This window comes from Rothia koreensis (assembly GCF_052232265.1).
GTDB lineage: Bacteria > Actinomycetota > Actinomycetes > Actinomycetales > Micrococcaceae > Rothia > Rothia koreensis.
On record NZ_CP197643.1, the window covers coordinates 1,273,596 to 1,294,898 of the forward strand.

A 21,303-nucleotide genomic window follows, 5' to 3' on the forward strand; every position below is an offset into this window, starting at 1 on the left:
GTTGCATCCCGCGTACGTCTACGACGCGGTCCGGACGCCCTTCGGCAAATACGGCGGCGGGCTCTCCGGCACGCGCCCCGATGACTTGGCGGCCTTCGTGGTTCGTCGCATCGTCGAACGCGCCCCTGGTCTCGCCGGCGAGTCGGTCGATGAAGTCTTCCTCGGAAACGCCAACGGCGCGGGGGAGGAAAACCGCAATGTGGCACGCATGGCGACCCTCCTCGCGGGCCTGCCGGAATCGGTGCCCGGGACCACGATCAACAGGTTGTGCGGATCCTCGCTCGATGCCGCAATCCAGGCGAGCCGGGCCATCAGCCTGGGCGAGGCCGACGTCGTCGTCACGGGCGGCGTGGAGTCCATGTCCCGGGCACCGTGGGTTCTGCCGAAGACCAGCAAGCCTTTCCCCGCGGGGGACCTGAACCTGGCGTCCACGACCCTGGGCTGGCGGCTGGTGAACCCGGAGATGAAGGATCGTTGGACGGTTTCTCTCGGCGAGGCCACCGAGCGCTTGGCCGAGAAGTACGGTGTGCGACGCGAGGCCATGGACGAGTTCAGCGCCCGCTCGCATCGGTTGGCAGCCGAGGCCTGGTCCTCCGGTTTCTACGACGACCTGGTCGAACAGGTCCCCGGGACGGACCTGGAGCGCGACGAGTCGATGCGGCCGGACAGCACGCCAGAGACTCTTGCAGGCCTGCGCACGGTGTTCCGCAAGGACAACGGTCAGGTCACCGCGGGCAACTCGTCGCCCTTGAACGACGGCGCCTCCGCGGCCCTGCTCGGCAGCGAGAAGGCCGCAGAGGCGGTTGGCCTGGATCCGCTGGCGCGTCTTGCCGGCCGGGGCGTGGCCGCCAACGAGCCACAATATTTCGGTTATGCTCCCGTCGAGGCAGCGAATCGTGCCCTGGAACGGGCCGGGATCACCTGGGACGACGTCGGCACCGTCGAACTCAACGAGGCTTTCGCCGCGCAGTCCCTCGCGTGCATCGACGCATGGGGCATCGATCCGGAGATCGTCAATCCGCACGGTGGCGCTATCGCGATCGGGCACCCGCTCGGAGCCTCGGGAACGAGGATCCTCGGCACCCTGGCCCGCTCCATGAAGGCCTCAGGCACCAGATGGGGCGTGGCCGCGATCTGCATCGGCGTCGGTCAGGGCCTGGCCGTGGTGCTCGAGAACGAAGAAGGAAGGTGAGAGGCCAGTGGTGAACTTCGTGACGAGCGCGGAAGAGGCCGTTCGAGGGATTACGGACGATTCGACGGTCATGATCGGCGGATTCGGGGTCGCCGGCCAACCGGTGGAGCTGATCGACGCCCTGATCGACCAAGGGGCGACCGGACTCACGGTGGTCAACAACAACGCGGGAAACGGCGACGTCGGATTGGCGCGCCTGATCGCCCTGGGTCGGGTCAGGAAGATCATCTGCTCCTTCCCGCGGCAGTCGGATTCGTGGCATTTCGACGAGAAGTACCGGGCGGGGGAGATCGAGCTCGAAGTCGTGCCGCAGGGAAATCTGGCGGAGCGGATCCGCGCCGCCGGAGCGGGGATCGGGGCCTTCTTCACCCCGACCGGATACGGCACGGAGCTGGCCGAGGGCAAGGAAACCAGGGAGATCGACGGAGTCCACTACGTCCTCGAGTACCCTCTTCGGGCGGACTTCGCGTTGACCAAGGCCTGGACGAGCGACGACGTCGGCAACCTGACCTACAGGAAGACGGCGCGGAATTTCGGCCCGATCATGGCGGCCGCTTCGAGCCATTCGATCGTTCAGGTCTCCCGCAGGGTCTCCGCCGGAGACATGGACCCGGAGGCCGTGGCGACCCCCGGAATCTATGTGGACACGGTCGTGAACATTCCAGAAGCATCGACGAAAGGCCAGGACTCATGAGCGCGCTCAGCACGACTCCTCGCACCAGTGACAATGCCCTGGACCGTGAGGCAATGGCCCGATTGGTTGCCGAAGACATCCCCGCGGGGGCCTTCGTGAATCTCGGCATCGGTCAACCGACCAAAGTCTCGAACTACCTGGATCCCGAGCACGGTGTAACTCTTCACACCGAGAACGGGATGCTCGGTATGGGTCCCCAGGCCCACGACGAGGACATCGATCCCGATCTCATCAATGCCGGAAAGATCCCGGTCAAGGAGACGCCAGGAACCTCGTATTTCCACCACGCCGATTCGTTCGCGATGATGCGGGGAGGACACCTGGACATCTGTGTTCTCGGTGCATTCCAAGTCGCCCAGAACGGGGACCTCGCGAACTGGTCCACGGGGGCACCGGGAGCCATCCCTGCGGTCGGCGGGGCGATGGACCTGGCCATCGGCGCGAAGCAGACGTTCGTGATGATGAACCTGCGGTCGAAGGACGGCACCCCGAAATTGGTCCGTGAGTGCGACTTCCCGTTGACCGGGGTCGGATGCGTGTCCCGTGTCTACACGGATGCGGCGGTGTTCGAATTGGCCGACGGCGTCGTCCACGTCCGGGAGACCTTCGGCATCGACGCGCAGGACCTCGCCCGTGAGCTCGACGTGGACTTGCAGGGTCCGCTGGACACCGCGGCCACGGGCAACACCTCCGGTGCCCGGACCACGACGGGCGCCCGATGAGCGAAGCCTATGTCCAGTCCCTGGCGCGCGGCATTTCCGTGCTGCGGGCCTTCGACGCCGACCACGCCAGCATGTCCCTGTCCGAGGTGGCCCAAAAAACCGGGCTGACCAGGGCCACGGCCCGCAGATTCCTCCACACTCTCGTGGAACTCGGATACGTCCACGCGGACGGCAAGGTCTTTCGGCTGAGCCCGACGGTCCTGGGCATCGGGTATTCGTATTTGTCCAGCCTGTCCCTGCCGGATCTTGCGTATCCGCACCTGAGGGAACTCTCCGGGCGGGTGGGGGAGTCCACCTCGATGTCGGTCCTCGAGGGCGACGACATCATCTACGTCGCTCGGGTCCATGCCCGGCGCATCATGCACGTGGCGATCAGCGTCGGGACCAGTTTTCCCGCCCACGCGACGTCGATGGGCCGGGTCCTGCTCGCGGGGTTGGACGAAGAACGGCTCGAGGCGTACCTCGAGCGGCAGGAACCCGAAGAGCTGACGGGGCACACGGTCACCGACATCGACGAGCTGCGTGCGCGCATCCTGCGGGTCCGGGAACGCGGGTGGGAGATTGTGGACCAGGAACTCGAAATGGGTTTGCGATCGGTAGCCGCCCCGGTGACGGACGCCAAGGGCCGCCACATTGCCGCCGTCAACGTCTCGATGCGGGTCGGCACGGAGAATGCCCGAGCCGACAAGATCAAGGAGAAGATCCTGCCGAGGCTCAGGGAGACGGCCCTCCGCATCGGCCACGCCTATCGGTCCGGGGCCGGGCTGAGTCTGCCCTCCTGACGCGGAGGGACCAGTCGTCGCGTGCCTCACAGTCATTCGCCAACGGGCCGATTCTGGGGTATCGTTGATGTCGAAGTACTCAGTCTCAGTGCGAGTGTGCTGTGCGCGAAGGCTTGTGACCCCGTTCGACGGACCGCTGAAGGTCTGTTGGCGCAGGTCGGGAAGACCGCCACGGTATGCGACAGAGGCGGGCTTCGGAATCAATGGCAGGTATGGATACGGTCCTCTGGCACACTTTTTATTTTTTTGTGCCAAAATGCCATCGGTTAACCGTGCCCATTTCTCGAAAACGCTAGACCGGTTTATCAGTGCTCTCAGCGCGGTCGCACCGCACGAGGCATACATTTCAAGGCCCTCCTTGGTGAGGGCCAAGATCAAACGGAGAACTCAACAGTGCCTACAATTCAGCAGCTGGTCCGGAAGGGCCGGACTCCCAAGGTCGTGAAGACCAAGGCGCCCGCTCTCAAGGGCAGCCCCATGAAGCGCGGTGTCTGCACCCGCGTCTACACCACTACCCCCAAGAAGCCGAACTCTGCTCTGCGCAAGGTTGCTCGCGTCAAGCTCAACGGCGGCGTCGAGGTCACGGCATACATCCCCGGTGAGGGCCACAACCTGCAGGAGCACTCCATCGTGCTCGTCCGCGGCGGTCGTGTGAAGGACCTCCCCGGTGTTCGTTACCGGATCGTTCGCGGCGCTCTCGACACCCAGGGTGTCAAGGGCCGCGGCCAGGCACGTTCCCGCTACGGCGTGAAGAAGGAGAAGAAGTAATGCCTCGTAAGGGCCCCGCTCCCAAGCGTCCGCTCGTCGTCGACCCCGTCTACGGGTCGCCCCTTGTGACTCAGCTGATCAACAAGGTTCTGCAGGACGGCAAGAAGTCCACCGCCGAGCGCATTGTCTACGGCGCGCTCGACGGCGTCGCCCAGAAGACTGGCACCGACGCAGTGACCACCCTCAAGAAGGCGATGGACAACATCAAGCCTTCGCTCGAGGTTCGTTCCCGCCGCGTCGGCGGCGCCACCTACCAGGTGCCGGTCGAGGTCCGTTCCGGACGCGCGACCGCTCTCGCCCTCCGCTGGCTCGTGGGCTTCTCGAAGCTCCGCCGCGAGAAGACCATGACCGAGCGCCTGATGAACGAGATCCTGGATGCCTCCAACGGTCTCGGTGCCGCTGTGAAGCGTCGCGAGGACACCCACAAGATGGCCGAGTCCAACAAGGCCTTCGCCCACTACCGCTGGTAATTTCTTCCTGTGGGCCCGCCGCTGTCCGGCGGGCCCGATGGTCGATCCACCTGAAAGGGAAACATCGTGGCACTTGACGTGCTTACCGACCTGAACAAGGTCCGCAACATCGGCATCATGGCCCACATCGATGCCGGCAAGACCACCACTACCGAACGCATCCTGTACTACACCGGCATCAACCACAAGCTCGGTGAGACCCACGACGGTGCATCCACGATGGACTGGATGGCCCAGGAACAGGAACGCGGCATCACCATCACCTCCGCGGCGACGACGTGCTTCTGGAAAGACACCCAGATCAACATCATCGACACCCCGGGCCACGTCGACTTCACCGTTGAGGTGGAGCGTTCCCTGCGCGTGCTCGATGGCGCCGTTGCCGTCTTCGACGGCAAGGAGGGCGTTGAGCCGCAGTCCGAGACTGTCTGGCGTCAGGCCGACAAGTACGAGGTGCCCCGCATCTGCTTCGTCAACAAGATGGACAAGCTGGGCGCGGACTTCTACTTCACCGTCGACACCATCGTGAAGCGTCTGGGTGCGACCCCGCTCGTCATGCAGTTGCCGATCGGTGCCGAGAGCGACTTCGTCGGCGTCATCGACCTTCTCGAGATGAAGGCCTACGTCTGGCCCGGCGACGCCAAGGGCGATGTTTCCTTGGGTGCGACCTACGAGATCCGCGAAATCCCGGAGGAGCTTCAGGAACGTGCCGCGGAGTACCGTGACAAGCTCGTCGAGCAGGTCGCGGAGTCCTCCGAGGAACTCATGGAGAAGTACTTCGAGGGCGAAGAGATCACGATCGACGAGCTCAAGGCCGGTGTGCGTGCTCTGACCGTCGCCAACGAGGCCTACCCGGTCTTCTGTGGTTCGGCGTTCAAGAACCGTGGCGTGCAGCCCATGCTCGATGCTGTCATCGACTACCTGCCGTCCCCCCTGAACGTGCCCCCGATGGTCGGTCACGACCCGAGGAACGAAGAAACCGAGCTGGTCCGCCGGCCGGCGAAAGACGAACCCTTCTCGGCTCTGGCCTTCAAGGTGGCCGCACACCCGTTCTACGGGCAGCTGACCTACATTCGCGTGTACTCCGGTATCGCAACCTCGGGCCAGCAGGTTCAGAACTCGACCAAGGGTCGTCGCGAACGTATCGGCAAGCTCTTCCAGATGCACTCCAACAAGGAGAATCCGGTGGAGGAGATCCAGGCCGGTCACATCTACGCCGCGATCGGTCTCAAGGAGACCACGACCGGCGACACGCTGTGCGACCAGGCCAACCAGATCGTTCTCGAGTCGATGACCTTCCCGAAGCCCGTGATCTACGTGGCCATCGAGCCCAAGACCAAGGGCGACCAGGAGAAGCTGTCGACCGCGATCCAGAAGCTCTCGGCCGAGGACCCGACCTTCACAGTCTCCCTCAACGAGGAAACCGGTCAGACCGAGATCGGCGGCATGGGCGAGCTCCACCTCGACGTGCTGGTCGACCGCATGAAGCGCGAATTCCGCGTCGAAGCGAACGTCGGCAAGCCGCAGGTTGCCTACCGCGAGACGATCAAGAAGGCCGTCGAGAAGGTCGACTTCACCCACAAGAAGCAGACCGGTGGTTCCGGTCAGTTCGCGAAGGTGCAGGTCGATTTCGAGCCGATCGCTCTCGATTCCGAAGAGCTCTACGAGTTCGAGGACAAGATCACCGGTGGCCGCGTGCCCCGCGAATACATTCCTTCGGTGGATGCCGGCATCCAGGGTGCGATGCAGCTCGGTATCCTCGCGGGATACCCAGTGGTTGGCGTGAAGGCCACCCTGGTGGACGGCGCCTACCACGACGTCGACTCCTCCGAGATGGCCTTCAAGATTGCCGGTTCGATGGTGTTCAAGGAAGGCGCTCGTCGCGCCAACCCGGTGCTGCTCGAGCCGCTGATGGCAGTCGAGGTCCGTACTCCCGAGGAGTACATGGGCGATGTCATCGGCGACTTGAACTCGCGCCGTGGACAGATCCAGGCCATGGAAGACGTCGCCGGCGTCAAGCTGGTGACAGCCCTGGTTCCGCTGTCCGAGATGTTCGGCTACATCGGTGACCTGCGTTCGAGGACGCAGGGACGTGCGGTGTACTCGATGACTTTCGACAGCTATTCAGAGGTCCCGAAGGCAGTTGCCGACGAGATCATCCAGAAGAGCCGCGGGGAGTAGATCTCCGCACGGCGGCTCTTCCGGGCCGCCTTCCCATCCAAATAATCAAAGCCTAGAAACTTGCGCTGGTTTTCGTGCGGGATGAATTTTCCGTTATTGTTGATCAGGAATCCGTCTTCAACCACGGACTGCGCAGAAAGCCAGCGCAAGTTTCCATCAAACGTTCTAGGAGGAACATAGTGGCTAAGGCAAAGTTCGAGCGCTCCAAGCCGCACGTCAACATTGGTACCATCGGTCACGTCGACCACGGTAAGACCACTCTGACTGCTGCGATCTCCAGTGTTCTCGCGAAGAAGTTCCCGGACCTGAACGAGCAGCAGGACTTCGGTATGATCGACGCCGCTCCCGAGGAGCGCCAGCGCGGCATTACCATCAACATTGCTCACATCGAGTACCAGACCGACAAGCGTCACTACGCTCACGTCGACGCCCCGGGTCACGCTGACTACGTCAAGAACATGATCACCGGTGCCGCTCAGATGGACGGTGCGATCCTCGTGGTCGCCGCAACCGACGGCCCGATGGCCCAGACCCGTGAGCACGTTCTGCTCGCGCGCCAGGTCGGCGTCCCCACCCTCATCGTTGCGCTGAACAAGGCCGACATGGTTGAGGACGAAGAGCTTCTCGACCTCGTCGAGATGGAGGTCCGCGAACTGCTGTCCTCGCAGGAGTTCGACGGTGACGAGGCTCCCGTCGTGCGCGTCTCCGCTCTCAAGGCGCTCGAGGGCGACGAGCAGTGGGTCAAGTCGATCGAGGACCTCATGGAGGCAGTCGACGACTACATCCCGGACCCGGTTCGCGACAAGGACAAGCCGTTCCTCATGCCGATCGAGGACGTCTTCACGATTACCGGCCGCGGCACCGTCGTGACCGGCCGTGCGGAGCGCGGTACCCTGGCCCTCAACTCGGACGTCGAGATCATCGGCATCCGTCCGGTCCAGAAGACCACCGTGACCGGTATCGAGATGTTCCACAAGCAGCTCGACGAGGCCTGGGCCGGCGAGAACTGTGGCTTGCTCCTGCGTGGTCTCAAGCGTGACGACGTCGAGCGTGGTCAGGTTGTTGCTGCTCCGGGTTCGATTACCCCGCACACCAACTTCGAGGCGAACGTCTACATCCTCTCCAAGGACGAGGGCGGCCGTCACAACCCGTTCTACTCGAACTACCGTCCGCAGTTCTACTTCCGCACCACGGACGTTACCGGCGTCATCACGCTGCCCGAGGGCACCGAGATGGTCATGCCCGGTGACAACACCGAGATGAGCGTTGAGCTGATCCAGCCCATCGCTATGGAAGACGGACTCGGCTTCGCCATCCGTGAGGGTGGCCGCACCGTTGGTTCGGGTCGCGTTACCAAGATCACCAAGTAACATTTCTTTGTGATCCCGACGGCCGGCGCATGACACCGCGCTGACTACCGTCCGAAAGGGCCCCGGCTTTTGCCGGGGCCCTTTCTTTTGCTTTTCTATCCTTTTTCTCGGTCACCTCGGAAAATGGTGAAAACCTTGCCTCGGAAACCGGTTGGATTCTGCCGCAGAGATATGCGTGACGGCCAGAAAATAGCGTCCCCATGCGGATTCGGCGCCGGCGGGAGAGGGGTTCCGCCCGGAAATTTTCGGATGAAGAATTCGAGAAATGTATAAAATAAGAGCGACTCGTTTCTTACGAGGTTCACCTATTACTCGCACTTCAAAGGGTGGAACTATGTCGTTCAACATAACTCGCAGAACTCTTCTCAAGGCTTCGGCCATCGCCGCGGCCGCCGCACCTGCCGTCGCCGTTTCCGGACAGCCGGCCGTGGCCACCGGAGGCTCCAACCGGATCGCCATCATCGGCTCCGGATACGGGGGAGCGGTCGCCGCGCGGAAGTTGGCGCAGGCGGGCAAGCAGGTCGATCTCATCGAGATGGGCACGGACTGGGAAAAGATGAGCCCCATCAAGGGCCGGATTTTCACGACGATGACCTCGCCGTCCGCCCGTTCCATGTGGTTCAAGACCCGCACCGACATGCCTTTCAGCTATCTGGGCGGAATGGACCTGGTCAACCGGCGCATTGACCGGGGCGCAGGTGCACTGGACATCGAATACTTCGCCAACATGAAGGTCTACGTGGGGCGGGGCATCGGCGGCGGCTCCCTGGTCACCGGCGGCATGGCCGTGACTCCGCGTCGTTCCTTCTTCGAGAAGGTTCTGCCGCAGGTCGATGCGGAGGAAATGTACAACGTGTACTTCCCGCGTGCGAACAGCGGCCTGCGGGTCAACGATCCCGCGATGGACGTGGTCATGAACTCGCCCTGGTACCAGTTCGCCAGGGTCAGTGCCGACCAGGCCAAGCGGGCCGGCATCGGCCATGTCATGGTCCCGAACGTGTACGACTTCGACTACATGCGCAAGGAAGTCTATGGCCAGGTGCCGCGATCGGCACTCGACAAGCAGGTCATCTTCGGCAACGACTACGGCAAGAATTCCCTGCCCAAGACGATCCTGAAGGAAGCTCTGGCCACGGGTCGGGTCAACGTGATTCCGATGACCGAGGTGCGATCCATCGAGCGCGCTCCGGAAGGGGCCTTCCGGCTCCAGACCAAGACCATCGACTTCAACGGGAATCTCATTGAGAACCGGACCCGGGAATACGACCGTGTGGTCCTGGCCGCTGGGTCGATCGGCACCACCCGACTGCTTCTCTCCGCTCAGGGGGAGGGCACCATCAACGGGTTGCCGGATGCCATTGGCCGAGGTTGGGGCCCGAACGGCAATACCATGCTCGCGCGCAGACTCAGGACTCGGTCCGGGTGGCGCCAATCCACGATCCCGGTCATGGGCCTGTCCAACTGGGACGACTCCACGGACTCGGTGTTCGCCGAGATCGCTCCGTTCCCGGCAGGCATCGACCTCAGGACTGGCGTCTACCTGGCCCTCACGAACAATCCGCACACGGGAACTTTCACCTGGAACCGCGGCAGCCAGAAGATGTTCTTGGACTGGGGGCCGAGCCACGCGGAGCCTTCGGTGCGTGCGGCCCAGAAGTTCTTCGATCGGATCAACCGGGCGAACCCGGGGACCGGATACCGCTCCGATTTGTTCGAGAAGCACAAGACGTTCTCGGACTACTTCACGTACCACCCGCTGGGCGGAGCGGTGCTGGGGGAGGCCACCGACCTGCAGGGCGAGGTCAAGGGCGTGCCCGGTTTGTTCGTCATGGACGGTTCGTTGATTCCCGCCAAGATCGGGGTCAATCCCTTCGTGACGATCACTGCCCTCGCCGAGCGGAACATGGACCGTCTCGTCGACGCGCAAAGGTTCTAGTCGACATGGGGAATATGGCAGAACCCCGCCATACGCGGCTCAGGCGGCGGACCCTCGTGGGGTCGGCCGCTTGGGCCGTGCCCGTGCTCGTCACGGCGAATGCCGTACCCGCGGTCGCGAGCAGCATGAAGACCGACCTGGCCATCGACGTCGTGGATCCCCCGTACGATCTGGATCATTGGCGGCCGAAGGACGAGGTTCCCGTCTACAGGGGGCCCAAGGGACACAGGGTCGCTGCGCGAGGCTCGCTGCCTCCATCGATCCGTATCACGAACGTCGGTCGGCTGACCGCCGTCGACCCGAGCGGCAGCGTCGAGATCATCATCCGAGACTACGGAAATGACAGGGCGTCCTCGGCGCCGGGCCGGCTCAAGGCAGGAACCACCAACCCGAGCGTGATGTGGACCGACACCACGAACCAATCCGGCGCCAAGTACAAGTACACGTGCCGCGGGGAGCTCCGACCGGGGCAGAGTATCGACATACCGCTGAGATACTTCGTCAACCCTCCTTTCCTGCACGCCGAGTTCAATGTGCTGGTAGCCGCCTGGGTCGAGGACCAACAGGAAGGCGACTACGACGACAACAGCCTCAGAATCGGACATGTACCGTGGATCAGCGTGTTCTGACTGCTTCGCTATGACGTCCGACGCGGACGGTCCGAGGCACGGCGGCCCCTGACCGAGAACAGGCAGGGGCCGCCGTGCCGCCACCGGAGTGTCTTTCGCCACTTCGCCGGTCCGGGCTTGCGCCTTCTCGCGAGCCTCTGGCAGGATAGACAACGTTGTTCAAGCGCTTGTCGGCGTTGACCTGCCCGAATCCCAGGGATGCGGGGCAGTTCCGTCCAAGCCCAAAATGACCCGGTCCGAACGACTCTGGAATGTCGTGCGCGAACACTTCGCGACACGCCCGAGTGCGGGGGTCGGTGCTTCAACGGATTGAGGAACCCGGGAATGCCGGATTCAGTTCGTGTGAGGCGGCGCCAGGAATCGAACGCCGGAATGGCTGGAGCGAGACGATCGCAACGCCGTTCGCATCGCCCGGTTTCTGCCAGAAGACGCCATACAGAGGAGTCCCCAGAGACTCCTACACAGGGAAGTACTTGAAGAAAGAGAGTCCGACAGATGGCGGGACAGAAAATCCGCATCCGGCTGAAGTCGTATGACCACGAGGTCATCGACTCCTCGGCTCGGAAGATTGTTGAGACGGTGACGCGTGCTGGTGCGACGGTTGTCGGCCCCGTGCCGCTGCCCACCGAGAAGAACGTGTACTGCGTAATCCGCTCGCCGCACAAGTACAAGGACAGCCGCGAGCACTTCGAGATGCGTACGCACAAGCGGCTGATCGACATCGTCGACCCCACGCCCAAGGCCGTTGACTCGCTCATGCGCCTGGACCTGCCGGCAGACGTGAACATCGAAATCAAGCTGTAAAGAGGATCGCATCCCAATGACTACCACATTCGAGCGCCAGGTGAAGGGCCTGCTGGGCACCAAGCTTGGCATGACCCAGGTCTGGGACGAGAACGGCAAGTTCGTGCCGGTTACCGTCGTCAAGGCCGATTCCAACGTTGTCACCCAGCTGCGCGACCAGGCCACCGATGGCTACAACGCCATCCAGATCGGTTTCGGTGCGATTGACCCGCGCAAGGTCACCAAGCCCCTCGCCGGACACTTCGAGAAGGCCGGGACCACTCCGCGCCGTCATCTCGTCGAGGTTCGCACCGCGGACGCTTCCGAGTACTCCCTCGGCCAGGAGCTGACCGTTGAGCTCTTCGAGACCGGCCAGCACGTCGACGTCGTGGGCAAGACCAAGGGCAAGGGCTTTGCCGGTGTCATGAAGCGTCACGGCTTCAAGGGCGTCGGTGCCTCGCACGGTCAGCACAAGAACCACCGCAAGCCGGGTTCCATCGGCGGTGCCTCCTACCCCGCACGCGTGTTCAAGGGAATGCGCATGGCCGGGCGTATGGGCAACAACCGCCACACCACCCAGAACCTCACGATTCAGGGTGTCGACACCGAGAACAATGTTCTGCTGATCAAGGGCGCCATCCCCGGCCCCAAGGGCGGAGTCGTTCTGGTTCGCACTGCTGTGAAGGGAGCCTAACTCCAATGGCTACTGAAACCGTAAAGGTTGAGCTGCCGGCCGATGTCTTCGGCGTCGAGCCCAATGAGGCTCTGATGCACCAGGTCGTCATCGCGCAGTTGGCCGCCGCCCGCCAGGGCACCCACAAGGCGAAGAACCGCGGCGAGGTCTCCGGTTCGGGACGCAAGCCGTTCAAGCAGAAGGGCACCGGCCGCGCCCGTCAGGGTTCGGTCCGCATGCCGCAGCACACTGGCGGCGGCATCGTGCACGGTCCCGTGCCGCGCAACTACTCGCAGCGCACGCCCAAAAAGATGAAGGCCGCCGCCCTGCGCAGCGCCCTGTCCGATCGTGCGACGCACGGCCGCATCCACGTGGTCAGCTCGCTCGTCGAGGAGATCTCGACGAAGGCCGCCAAGGCAGCCTTGAGGGATCTGACCTCTCGCAAGAACGTGCTGGTTGTTATCGACCGCAAGGAAGACAACGTTGCCCTGTCCGTTCGCAACCTTGAGTTCGCCCACGTCCTGTACGCGGACCAGCTCAACACGTACGACGTGTTGCGCGCCGACGACGTGGTCTTCACCAAGGATGCCTACGACGTGTTTGTGGCAATCGCCAGCAAGGCTGGAAAGAACCAGGAGGACGCCAAGTGAGCGCCACCATCAAGGATCCCCGTGACGTCATCATCGCGCCTGTCGTCTCGGAGAAGAGCTACGAGCTGATCGACGAGGGCAAGTACACCTTCGAGGTCGACACTCGCTCGAACAAGCTGGAAATCAAGGACGCCGTGGAGCGCATCTTCGGCGTCAAGGTTTCCACCGTGAACACCATCAACCGTGCCGGCAAGCGGAAGCGTACGCGCTTCGGCTGGGGGTCTCGCAAGAGCACCAAGCGTGCCATCGTGACCCTGAGTGAAGGCAGCATCGATATCTTCGGCGGTCCGCAGGCCTAGCGCCGCGGAGACCACTTTAACGAGGAACTGAATTATGGCTATCCGTAAATACAGGCCGACAACGCCGGGCCGCCGCGGCTCGAGCGTTGCCGACTTTGCAGAAATCACGCGATCGACTCCCGAGAAGTCGCTGCTGCGCCCGCTGAACAAAAACGGCGGACGCAACAACAGCGGTCGCATCACCACCCGTCACAAGGGCGGCGGACACAAGCGGGCCTACCGTTTGATCGATTTCCGCCGTCACGACAAGGACGGCGTCGATGCCCGCGTTGCGCACATCGAGTACGATCCCAACCGCACGGCGCGTATCGCGCTGCTGCACTACGTTGATGGCGCCAAGCGCTACATCATCGCCCCCAACCGCCTGAAGCAGGGCGACGTTGTCGAGTCCGGCCCGAACGCGGATATCAAGCCCGGCAACAACCTGCCGCTGCGCAACATCCCGGTCGGTACCGTGATCCACGCCGTCGAGCTCCGCCCCGGTGGCGGCGCGAAGCTCGCCCGCTCGGCCGGTGCCTCGGTGCAGCTCGTCGCCAGGGAAGGCAAGTACGGACAGCTCCGTCTGCCCTCCGGCGAGATCCGCAACGTGGACGTTCGTTGCCGCGCGACCATCGGTCAGGTCGGCAACGCCGAGCAGATCAACATCAACTGGGGCAAGGCCGGTCGTAACCGCTGGAAGGGCGTTCGCCCGACCGTTCGCGGTGTTGTCATGAACCCTGTCGATCACCCGCACGGTGGTGGTGAGGGCAAGACGTCCGGTGGTCGTCACCCCGTCAACCCGAACGGCAAGCCCGAGGGACGCACCCGTCGCCCCAACAAGGAAAGCGACAAACTCATTGTGCGTCGTCGTCGTACTGGCAAGAACAAGCGCTAAGGAGCCTGAAACATGCCTCGTAGTTTGAAGAAGGGCCCTTTCGTTGACCAGCACCTCTTCCTGAAGGTTGCCGCTCAGAACGATAAGGGTTCCAAGAACGTCATCAAGACGTGGTCCCGCCGCTCGATGATCGTCCCCGACATGCTCGGACACACGATCGCCGTGCACGACGGACGCAAGCACGTTCCCGTGTTCATCACCGAGTCGATGGTCGGGCACAAGCTCGGCGAATTCGCTCCCACGCGGAGTTTCCGCGGCCATGTGAAGGACGACCGCAAGGGTAAGCGTCGCTGATTCGGTTTCGACCGATCCAGCAGCGTGTAACTCTTCGACATTAGACGAAAGAGAGATAGGCAATGGAAGCCAAGGCATCTGCGCGCTTCGTACGCGTGACGCCTATGAAGGCCCGGCGCGTCGTCGACCTGGTTCGTGGCAAGCAGGCGAATGAGGCACTGGCGATTCTGAAGTTTGCTCCGCAGCAGGCTTCGGACCCGGTTTTCAAGGTCGTCGAGTCGGCTGTGGCCAACGCCCGCCAGCTCGCGGAACGTGACAGCGTCGCGTTCAAGGAAGAGGAACTCTTCATCAGTGAAGCGTTCGTCGACGAAGGCCCGACCATGAAGCGGTTCCAGCCGCGAGCCCAGGGTCGCGCATACCGCATCAACAAGCGAACCAGCCACATCACCGTGGTTCTCGCTACCCCGGACAATGAGGAGGACCGCTAAGTGGGACAGAAAATCAACCCGCACGGATTCCGACTGGGGATCACTACGGACCACAAGTCGCACTGGTTCGCTGACTCCAACAAGGAAGGCCAGCGCTACAAGGACTTCATCCGCGAGGACGTGAAGATCCGTGAGCTCATGTCGAACGGCATGGAGCGCGCAGGCATCGCCAACGTCGAGATCGAGCGCACCCGCGATCGCGTCCGTGTGGACATCCACACTGCGCGTCCGGGCATCGTGATCGGCCGCCGCGGAGCCGAGGCCGACCGCATTCGCGGCGAGCTCGAGAAGCTCACCGGAAAGCAGATTCAGCTGAACATCCTCGAGGTCAACAACCCCGAGATCAACGCTCAGCTGGTTGCCCAGGGAGTTGCCGAGCAGCTCGCTTCGCGCGTCGCCTTCCGCCGCGCGATGAAGAAGGCCATCCAGTCCGCTCAGCGGGCCGGGGCCAAGGGCATCCGCATCCAGTGCTCCGGACGACTCGGCGGCGCCGAGATGTCCCGCTCGGAGTTCTACCGAGAGGGCCGCGTTCCCCTGCACACCCTCCGCGCCAACATCGACTACGGCTTCTTCGAGGCCAAGACCACCTTCGGTCGCATCGGTGTCAAGGTGTGGATCTACAAGGGTGATCTGACCGATAAAGAACTTGCTGCTCAGCAGGCCGCACAGGGCAACCGCCGTGGCAACGACCGCCGTGGAGGCGGCGAGCGTCGTCGTCGCAACGCCGGTGGAAACGCCGGTCGCCGCGGTGGGCGCAACGAGCAGCAGAACAGCGCTTCGGAGGCCCCCGCCGCTGAAGCCAAGACTGCAGAAAACGGTGAGGCATAAATGCTGATTCCCCGTCGCGTAAAGTACCGCAAGCAGCACCACCCGAAGCGCACCGGCGTCGCCAAGGGCGGCACCACCGTGTCGTTCGGTGACTGGGGCGTTCAGGCGCTGGCACCCGCGTATGTGACCAACCGTCAGATCGAGGCTGCCCGTATTGCCATGACCCGCTACATCAAGCGTGGCGGCAAGGTCTGGATCAACATCTTCCCGGACCGCCCGCTGACCAAGAAGCCTGCCGAAACCCGTATGGGTTCCGGTAAGGGTTCGCCGGAGTGGTGGGTTGCCAACGTCAAGCCGGGCCGTGTCGTGTTCGAACTGGCCGGCGTGAGCGACGAAGTCGCGAAAGAGGCCCTGCGCCTGGCAATCCACAAGCTCCCCATGAAGGCACGCATCGTGCGTCGCGAAGGTGGTGAATAGAAATGGCAGTAGGATCCAAGGATCTCTCCATCGACCAGCTCGCCGAACTGGACAACGGGGCTCTCACCGAGAAGCTGCGTTCGTCCAAGGAGGAGCTGTTCAACCTCCGTTTCCAGAAGGCCACCGGGCAGCTCCAGAATGCGGGCCGCTTCAAGGCTGTCAAGCGCGATATCGCGCGCATCTACACGGTGTTGCGCGAACGCGAGCTGGGCATCCGACCCGAGGCCGAGGGCAATGCCCAGGCTTCTGACAAGAAGGCCGACAAGAAGGCTGCAAAGGCAGCGAAGAAGGCCGATACGGCTAGCGCTACCGAAGGTGATGCCAAGTGAGTGAACAGAAGACGGAAGAGCGCAATCTCCGCAAGACCCGTCGTGGATACGTCGTCTCGGACAAGATGGACAAGACCATCGTCGTCGAGGTCGAGGACCACGTGACCCACGGTCTCTACGGCAAGGTCATGCGCCGCAGCCACAAGGTCAAGGTGCACGACGAGCAGAACACCGCCGGAATCGGCGACCTCGTTCGGATCATGGAGACCCGCCCGATGTCAGCCAACAAGCGTTGGCGCATCGTGGACATCGTCGAGCGCGCCAAGTAAGGCTCGCTGGGCGACCCGCTCCTGAGAACCCCCTCCCGCTTCGTGCGGGAGGGGGTTTTTGCGTTTAAGAAGACCAAGTGGGTTCTTCGGACCGGGGCACGACGGCGATTGCGCCGTCCTGCTCAACCGCATCGCAACGTCTGCCCAAGCCAGGTACGCAATGACAAGAGGCGCGAAATCGCAGTAAACTTAGGGGTGCCATATCGGGGGATAAGGGGACAGTTAATAATGGATCAACGCGTGCGCCGGCGTGATGGCAATCCACGGACGTGGTTGAGGACGATCATTGGCCTCGTGGCCGCCGCGGCCATCCTGTGTGGCCTCACCGGATGCGACGTCTTGGCTTCCGGAGGGTCCACCGAGAACGCCTCGGAGCGCGTGGTCAAGGACATCGACGACGCCGAGGTGCGCGTCCCAGACAACCCGAGTCGCGTCGTCGCGCTCTCGGAGCCCACCCTGGACGCCGCACTTGCGCTCGGAGTGACCCCCGGGGGCACCGTCTCCGGCCGAGGACAGAATTCCGTTCCGGGCTACCTCGCGGACAAGGCCAAGGACATTCCCTTGGTCGGAGGCATTGGGGACCTGGATTACGAGAAAATCTCCAGCCTCGAGCCCGACCTGATCATCGTGGATGGGACGAGCGTCAACAACAGGCCCGACGTTCTGGAGATCCTCCGGCAGATCGCCCCCTTGGTTTTCTGCGGGTACGCAGGCGGTCCGTGGGAGCTGAATTTCGACACCACGGCCCGCGCGCTCAACCTGGAGGCGAAGGGCGAAGAGGTCAAGTCGGCTTTTCGTGACGAGGTCAGCAAAGGCAGAGCCCAACTCGCGCCCACGTACGGGGACAAGACCTTTTCGATCGTGCGGTGGCAGGGGAGCGGACCTTCCCTGATCCTCAAGGAGCTTCCCGCGGGGCAGGTTTTGGAGGGGCTCGGTCTGAAGCGGCCGCAATCCCAGGACCGAGAAGGGAGAGGGCATTCGGACCCGGTCTCCTTGGAGAACCTTTCGACCATCGACGCGGACTACATGTTCTTCGGAACGCTCGGTGGCGCAAGCCAGGCGAACCCGCATTCGGACTCTACGTCCGATCGAGAGGGTGCGGCTCAGGCGCTTGAGACGGCCGAGGAGACGTCGGGCTTCACGGATCTGTCCGCCTACAAGAACCACCACATCATCACCGTCGATGGGTCCCGTTGGACCTCGACCGGTGGCCCCTTGCTGCTGAACGGCATCGTCGACGACATCCTGGCCGAGCTCGCCTGAGCGACGCCATCCGCCGGGGCCCACAGTCTCCGGCGCCCTTCCTTCCAGTGACCGAAGAAACTCCATAACCCATGATGAACATCGGAATCTCTCGTACCAGCGCGCGATCTCGCACCCACATCAGACGGCTCCTCTCGCTCCTCCTCGCCGCGGTTCTCGCCCTGGCCGCGTGCCTGGTTCTGCCCAGCGCCTCGGCCGACGACGCATCGAACAGGCAAACCGTCACAACCAACGAGAAGACCGCCGAAGTCTCCGGGCCCCTCACGGTCGACGTCGCCGGGAAGATCCATGTCGAGGGCCGGGATTGGAAGAATTCCCTCGCCGGGGGAGCGCGGATCGCCGTGAAATACGACAAAGGCACCGTGGCCGTGAACGGCGAGAGCGTGGTCACCCAATTCGAGGCCAGGACCGACGAGACCTTCTCCGCAGAGCTTCCCGTCCCCACCCAAGCAAACTCGGACAAGCCGTGGTTGCCCGGAACCAAGCACACGATTCATTTCCTGAGCGGAAGCCTCAAAGAGGGGGACCTGCCTCGCAATGCGGTTCTGAAGGTGTCAGTGGCTGGACAAGCTGAGTCGCCCGCACAGACGCCGTCGTGGGTTTCGGCGACGTCGACGGTGAACTCGGGTTCGCCCGCGACCATCGACGTCGCACCGTTCACCACCGGGAAAAACACCACCCTCCACCTGATCGGCAAGGGATGGAAGACGGCGGACGGGAGGTCCGGCTCCATCGTCTCGATCAAGGTCAACTACCAGGCGCCGACCGGGAAAATCGAGCAATACGCCAGGGAAGACCAAGTCATCAGCGACCACTTGGCTTCCCTCGGGAAATCCAAGGACCCGACATCCTGGGTCCTTCTCGTCCCGAAGGGCACGGCCACGCAGGACCCCGAGCACGGCTTGTACACGATCGACCAGACCGGATCCTTCGACATCACGGTCAAGGCGCCCGAAGAGCTGCGCCATGGCAAGCCGGGGCAATACGTGACCATCACGGCGCAGTCGGGGCGGAACCTGACCGGGGACGTGCAGCGTCGGGCAGTCACCGATCCGATACCGGTCGATGGAGAGGCAGCACAACCCATTCAGGACATTTCGGAGGTCCGCTGCAGTACTCAGGCGCCCCAACCGACCGCACGGGTGGAGAACCAGTTCATGCAGCGGGGCGACAAGCTTCACTTGGTCGGCGAAGGGTGGTGCAACCCTGGGGGGGGGGGGGGGGGGGCAGGACCGGCGCCCCGAAGGTTGCGGTGAAGCTCGACGAAGGCGAAATCTCCCATCCGGACACGGCGCTCCACTCCAACAGGAGCATCTGGGCACTCGTCGACCCTGATCCGGCCACGGGTGTTCTCGATGCCTGGATCGAGTTGCCGGACGGTACCACCACAACCTCCGTGCCCGAGTTCCCCGAGGGCGCCCACAGCCTGCGCCTCCTTTCGGGCTCCCTTCGCCATGGTGATCTTTCCATGACCTTCGGCGGTCGCGGCACCCTGGACTTCACCGTGGGCGAGTACCGCCCCAATGGAATGGCACCGGCCCTGGGCCTCGATGAGCTCACGGAGGATTCGCGTCACGATGTCCGGGTCAATCGCGACGGCCCGCGGATCACGGTGGAGGTTCCCGGAGCACGACCTGGGCAATGGGTCAGGGCAACGCCCTACGCCGAGGCTGCGCCTCGCAACCAGTGGGGAAGCGGATGGGTGCGCCTGGACGACCACCGTTCGTTGAGCTACGACCTGCCCGATGACGCGGCGGCAGGAGACTACCGGCTCGTTGTCCAGAACGGGGAGCGCGAGGACTTCGGGACGTTGCTGGGTTGGGGTCAGCTGACGATTCCCGAGAACGCACGCGGTCCGCGCGCGGAGGTCGGCCCTGCCCACGGCCGCGGCGCCCAGGGAACGTCCGCGCGCCGGTCTGCGGCGCATGCGGCACCGGCGTCGGGCCTCACCACCGGATCGGGCCAGACCAGCGCTGCCCGTGCGGTTCCCGGGAGCCCGGCGGCCGTGCGGGAGATGACGAGTCTGGGCCGGGTCCGGAGCCGGGCCCCGCACCGTGCCCGCGTTCTCCGCGCTCCGGGCGTACCTGTCTATCCCTGGGTGCGCGCGGCCCGCCACCCAGTCCATCGAGTGGTGGCTTCGCTCCGGGACGCGGAGAAGGACGCCCACCACCACGCACGTCCCCTAGCCTCGCCGTCCGCCCGGAGTCAGGCTCTGGATTCGGAGTCCGACTCTCAGGGGACGAATGCGGGACGGGAGGAAGCAAAGGTCACCCTGAAGATCCTGACCTGGAACAACGTGTTGCTCGCGCTCGCGGGCGCCTTGCTCCTGGCCATGGTCCTGTACCTGACCCACAAGCCGCACCAGGCGGCGTCGCAGGCCTCCGAGGCTTCGGCGACCCGAGAGGCAGAGGCTTCGGACGGCTAAGGAAGGAACCGAAAGCATTATGAACACCTTGTACTTCCGGCGACCCCTCATGGCACTGATAGCCGCGGTGGTGGCGCTTCTGGTGGGATTCAGTGGCGTCTCCGCGCTCCCACCGGGCGGCGCCAAGGGAAGCACGCACGGAACTTCCTCGTCCGTTTCGCCGGGCAACCTCAGGGCAGGCGACACTCTTCATTTCACCCTGAGTGGCTTCCCTCGGAACGAGCAGGTCTACATCAAGATCGACAACGGAGACGCATGCCCCAAGGACGCTGCTCAGGGTGCCTGCGTGGTGCACCAGCAGAAATCGGATGGGAACGGACACGCGGAGGGTTCGTTCGTCCTGCCCAAGGATCTGAAGGACGGCAAGCACACCCTCCGCTTCCTGGCCACGGAGGTCATCCCGGGCAAGGGAAGCCAGGGCTTCACCAACATCAGTCCCGAGTTCACCACCGCGGGCGTCAACCAGAACTCCTCGGGCGGCCAGCGGTACAACGTCACGTCCGAGGACATCCTCTCCGGAGGGACGCGACAGGATTCCGGCTCCGGTGAAGCCTCGGCGAATCGAGGCAACGGCGGAGGAACGGCCGGGAACGGCCAGCAGTCGAATGGCGGACAGCCCGGAGGACAAGCTGGGGGATCCGGCGAGAGCAGCCAGGGCGACGACGCGGTCGAGTACGTCGACGCCGACGGCAACCCGATTTCCAAGGAGGAATACGACCGGCTGATGGCAGGTTCCTCGGGTGCGGGAGAGGAGTCCGGCTCGGAAGACCAAGCCGCGGAGCACAAGGATGCGGAGAGCGGAAAGAACGACGGCTCCAAGGGCACGAAGAAGCGCAAGGCCACCGCGAGTCCAGGGGCCAAGGCCAAGAACTCCGGGGACCATGCCGAGAACGCTTCGGCCGAAAGCGCGAAGGACTCCGCCGGATTCCCCTGGGTCGGCACCATCGCGTTCGTCGTCATGGCCTTGACCGCCGCGACCGTCTGGTATGTCAGGCGCCGGCGCTCAGGTTCTCAGGAATCCTAGGCG

At 63.6% G+C, this 21,303-nt stretch carries 25 protein-coding genes; all 25 read left to right on the forward strand.

Going from position 1 to position 21,303, the window contains the following annotated elements; translation table 11 throughout:
* Position 1: 1 nt before the first annotated feature.
* The 25 genes from ACTSLZ_RS05560 to ACTSLZ_RS05680 all read left to right on the forward strand — a co-directional run bounded on the left by ACTSLZ_RS05560 (position 2) and on the right by ACTSLZ_RS05680 (position 21,300).
* Complete coding sequence (locus tag ACTSLZ_RS05560; protein WP_443096099.1) at positions 2-1,192, forward strand: thiolase family protein; 1,191 nt, start codon at positions 2-4, stop codon at positions 1,190-1,192.
* Between the two features lie 7 nt (positions 1,193-1,199).
* Positions 1,200-1,886 (forward strand): 3-oxoacid CoA-transferase subunit A, encoded by a 687-nt coding sequence (locus tag ACTSLZ_RS05565; protein WP_178979527.1) that lies wholly within the window; start codon positions 1,200-1,202, stop codon positions 1,884-1,886.
* Positions 1,883-2,608, forward strand: a complete 726-nt coding sequence (locus tag ACTSLZ_RS05570) for a 3-oxoacid CoA-transferase subunit B (protein ID WP_397555004.1) — start codon at positions 1,883-1,885, stop codon at positions 2,606-2,608. The genes ACTSLZ_RS05565 and ACTSLZ_RS05570 overlap by 4 nt, the downstream gene beginning before the upstream one ends.
* Positions 2,605-3,390, forward strand: coding sequence for an IclR family transcriptional regulator domain-containing protein (locus tag ACTSLZ_RS05575; RefSeq protein ID WP_129313888.1), 786 nt, complete (start codon positions 2,605-2,607; stop codon positions 3,388-3,390). Before ACTSLZ_RS05570 ends, ACTSLZ_RS05575 begins: the two co-directional genes overlap by 4 nt.
* Before the next feature lie 393 nt (positions 3,391-3,783).
* Positions 3,784-4,158 carry a 30S ribosomal protein S12 gene (gene rpsL / locus ACTSLZ_RS05580; protein ID WP_129313889.1) on the forward strand — a complete coding sequence of 125 codons (375 nt, stop codon included), beginning with the start codon at positions 3,784-3,786 and terminating at the stop codon, positions 4,156-4,158.
* A complete protein-coding gene (gene rpsG, locus ACTSLZ_RS05585; protein ID WP_129313890.1) occupies positions 4,158-4,628 on the forward strand; it encodes a 30S ribosomal protein S7 in 471 nt (156 codons plus the stop codon). The genes rpsL and rpsG overlap by 1 nt, the downstream gene beginning before the upstream one ends.
* Before the next feature lie 66 nt (positions 4,629-4,694).
* Positions 4,695-6,809, forward strand: a complete 2,115-nt coding sequence (gene fusA, locus ACTSLZ_RS05590; RefSeq protein WP_178979529.1) for an elongation factor G — start codon at positions 4,695-4,697, stop codon at positions 6,807-6,809.
* 179 nt (positions 6,810-6,988) lie between these two features.
* Entirely contained in the window at positions 6,989-8,179 is a 1,191-nt protein-coding gene (gene tuf / locus ACTSLZ_RS05595) for an elongation factor Tu (protein WP_129313892.1), read from the forward strand.
* Between the two features lie 334 nt (positions 8,180-8,513).
* The gene (locus tag ACTSLZ_RS05600) at positions 8,514-10,115 is read left to right on the forward strand and encodes a GMC oxidoreductase (RefSeq protein ID WP_443095973.1); all 1,602 of its coding nucleotides are present in this window, start codon (positions 8,514-8,516) and stop codon (positions 10,113-10,115) included.
* A 14-nt stretch (positions 10,116-10,129) separates the two neighbouring features.
* Positions 10,130-10,744, forward strand: a complete 615-nt coding sequence (locus ACTSLZ_RS05605; protein WP_443095974.1) for a hypothetical protein — start codon at positions 10,130-10,132, stop codon at positions 10,742-10,744.
* Positions 10,745-11,239: 495 nt separating this feature from the next.
* Complete coding sequence (gene rpsJ, locus ACTSLZ_RS05610) at positions 11,240-11,548, forward strand: 30S ribosomal protein S10 (RefSeq protein WP_030015043.1); 309 nt, start codon at positions 11,240-11,242, stop codon at positions 11,546-11,548.
* Between the two features lie 16 nt (positions 11,549-11,564).
* Positions 11,565-12,221: a 50S ribosomal protein L3 gene (gene rplC / locus ACTSLZ_RS05615; protein ID WP_129313895.1), complete on the forward strand. Its 657-nt coding sequence runs from the start codon at positions 11,565-11,567 to the stop codon at positions 12,219-12,221.
* A gap of 5 nt (positions 12,222-12,226) precedes the next feature.
* Positions 12,227-12,850, forward strand: coding sequence for a 50S ribosomal protein L4 (gene rplD, locus ACTSLZ_RS05620; protein ID WP_129313896.1), 624 nt, complete (start codon positions 12,227-12,229; stop codon positions 12,848-12,850).
* A complete protein-coding gene (rplW, locus tag ACTSLZ_RS05625) occupies positions 12,847-13,149 on the forward strand; it encodes a 50S ribosomal protein L23 (protein ID WP_443095975.1) in 303 nt (100 codons plus the stop codon). The genes rplD and rplW overlap by 4 nt, the downstream gene beginning before the upstream one ends.
* A gap of 34 nt (positions 13,150-13,183) precedes the next feature.
* Positions 13,184-14,023: a 50S ribosomal protein L2 gene (rplB, locus tag ACTSLZ_RS05630; protein ID WP_129313898.1), complete on the forward strand. Its 840-nt coding sequence runs from the start codon at positions 13,184-13,186 to the stop codon at positions 14,021-14,023.
* Positions 14,024-14,035: 12 nt separating this feature from the next.
* Complete coding sequence (gene rpsS / locus ACTSLZ_RS05635; RefSeq protein WP_129313899.1) at positions 14,036-14,317, forward strand: 30S ribosomal protein S19; 282 nt, start codon at positions 14,036-14,038, stop codon at positions 14,315-14,317.
* 62 nt (positions 14,318-14,379) lie between these two features.
* Entirely contained in the window at positions 14,380-14,745 is a 366-nt protein-coding gene (gene rplV / locus ACTSLZ_RS05640) for a 50S ribosomal protein L22 (protein ID WP_129313900.1), read from the forward strand.
* A complete protein-coding gene (rpsC, locus tag ACTSLZ_RS05645; protein WP_129313901.1) occupies positions 14,746-15,573 on the forward strand; it encodes a 30S ribosomal protein S3 in 828 nt (275 codons plus the stop codon).
* Entirely contained in the window at positions 15,574-15,990 is a 417-nt protein-coding gene (rplP, locus tag ACTSLZ_RS05650) for a 50S ribosomal protein L16 (RefSeq protein ID WP_129313902.1), read from the forward strand. It abuts the gene before it with no gap.
* A gap of 2 nt (positions 15,991-15,992) precedes the next feature.
* A complete protein-coding gene (gene rpmC, locus ACTSLZ_RS05655; protein ID WP_129313903.1) occupies positions 15,993-16,319 on the forward strand; it encodes a 50S ribosomal protein L29 in 327 nt (108 codons plus the stop codon).
* Positions 16,316-16,588, forward strand: a complete 273-nt coding sequence (gene rpsQ, locus ACTSLZ_RS05660) for a 30S ribosomal protein S17 (protein ID WP_129313904.1) — start codon at positions 16,316-16,318, stop codon at positions 16,586-16,588. Before rpmC ends, rpsQ begins: the two co-directional genes overlap by 4 nt.
* Positions 16,589-16,828: 240 nt before the next feature.
* Entirely contained in the window at positions 16,829-17,851 is a 1,023-nt protein-coding gene (locus tag ACTSLZ_RS05665; protein WP_443095976.1) for an ABC transporter substrate-binding protein, read from the forward strand.
* Positions 17,852-17,922: 71 nt separating this feature from the next.
* A complete protein-coding gene (locus tag ACTSLZ_RS05670; protein ID WP_443095977.1) occupies positions 17,923-19,107 on the forward strand; it encodes a hypothetical protein in 1,185 nt (394 codons plus the stop codon).
* Positions 19,104-20,276: a hypothetical protein gene (locus ACTSLZ_RS05675; RefSeq protein ID WP_443095978.1), complete on the forward strand. Its 1,173-nt coding sequence runs from the start codon at positions 19,104-19,106 to the stop codon at positions 20,274-20,276. Before ACTSLZ_RS05670 ends, ACTSLZ_RS05675 begins: the two co-directional genes overlap by 4 nt.
* A 19-nt stretch (positions 20,277-20,295) precedes the next feature.
* Entirely contained in the window at positions 20,296-21,300 is a 1,005-nt protein-coding gene (locus tag ACTSLZ_RS05680; RefSeq protein WP_443095979.1) for a plasmid partitioning protein, read from the forward strand.
* Positions 21,301-21,303: the final 3 nt, after the last annotated feature.

What these genes read in the sequence shown, in the direction of transcription:
- ACTSLZ_RS05570 (WP_397555004.1), top strand. Translation starts at nt 1,883, where the DNA reads ATGAGCGCGCTCAGCACGACTCCTCGCACCAGTGACAATGCCCTGGAC.
- ACTSLZ_RS05575 (WP_129313888.1), top strand. Translation starts at nt 2,605, where the DNA reads ATGAGCGAAGCCTATGTCCAGTCCCTGGCGCGCGGCATTTCCGTGCTG.
- rpsG (WP_129313890.1), top strand. Translation starts at nt 4,158, where the DNA reads ATGCCTCGTAAGGGCCCCGCTCCCAAGCGTCCGCTCGTCGTCGACCCC.
- ACTSLZ_RS05600 (WP_443095973.1), top strand. Translation starts at nt 8,514, where the DNA reads ATGTCGTTCAACATAACTCGCAGAACTCTTCTCAAGGCTTCGGCCATC.
- ACTSLZ_RS05605 (WP_443095974.1), top strand. Translation starts at nt 10,130, where the DNA reads ATGGCAGAACCCCGCCATACGCGGCTCAGGCGGCGGACCCTCGTGGGG.
- rpsJ (WP_030015043.1), top strand. Translation starts at nt 11,240, where the DNA reads ATGGCGGGACAGAAAATCCGCATCCGGCTGAAGTCGTATGACCACGAG.
- rplC (WP_129313895.1), top strand. Translation starts at nt 11,565, where the DNA reads ATGACTACCACATTCGAGCGCCAGGTGAAGGGCCTGCTGGGCACCAAG.
- rplD (WP_129313896.1), top strand. Translation starts at nt 12,227, where the DNA reads ATGGCTACTGAAACCGTAAAGGTTGAGCTGCCGGCCGATGTCTTCGGC.
- rplB (WP_129313898.1), top strand. Translation starts at nt 13,184, where the DNA reads ATGGCTATCCGTAAATACAGGCCGACAACGCCGGGCCGCCGCGGCTCG.
- rpsS (WP_129313899.1), top strand. Translation starts at nt 14,036, where the DNA reads ATGCCTCGTAGTTTGAAGAAGGGCCCTTTCGTTGACCAGCACCTCTTC.
- rplV (WP_129313900.1), top strand. Translation starts at nt 14,380, where the DNA reads ATGGAAGCCAAGGCATCTGCGCGCTTCGTACGCGTGACGCCTATGAAG.
- rplP (WP_129313902.1), top strand. Translation starts at nt 15,574, where the DNA reads ATGCTGATTCCCCGTCGCGTAAAGTACCGCAAGCAGCACCACCCGAAG.
- rpmC (WP_129313903.1), top strand. Translation starts at nt 15,993, where the DNA reads ATGGCAGTAGGATCCAAGGATCTCTCCATCGACCAGCTCGCCGAACTG.
- ACTSLZ_RS05670 (WP_443095977.1), top strand. Translation starts at nt 17,923, where the DNA reads ATGATGAACATCGGAATCTCTCGTACCAGCGCGCGATCTCGCACCCAC.
- ACTSLZ_RS05680 (WP_443095979.1), top strand. Translation starts at nt 20,296, where the DNA reads ATGAACACCTTGTACTTCCGGCGACCCCTCATGGCACTGATAGCCGCG.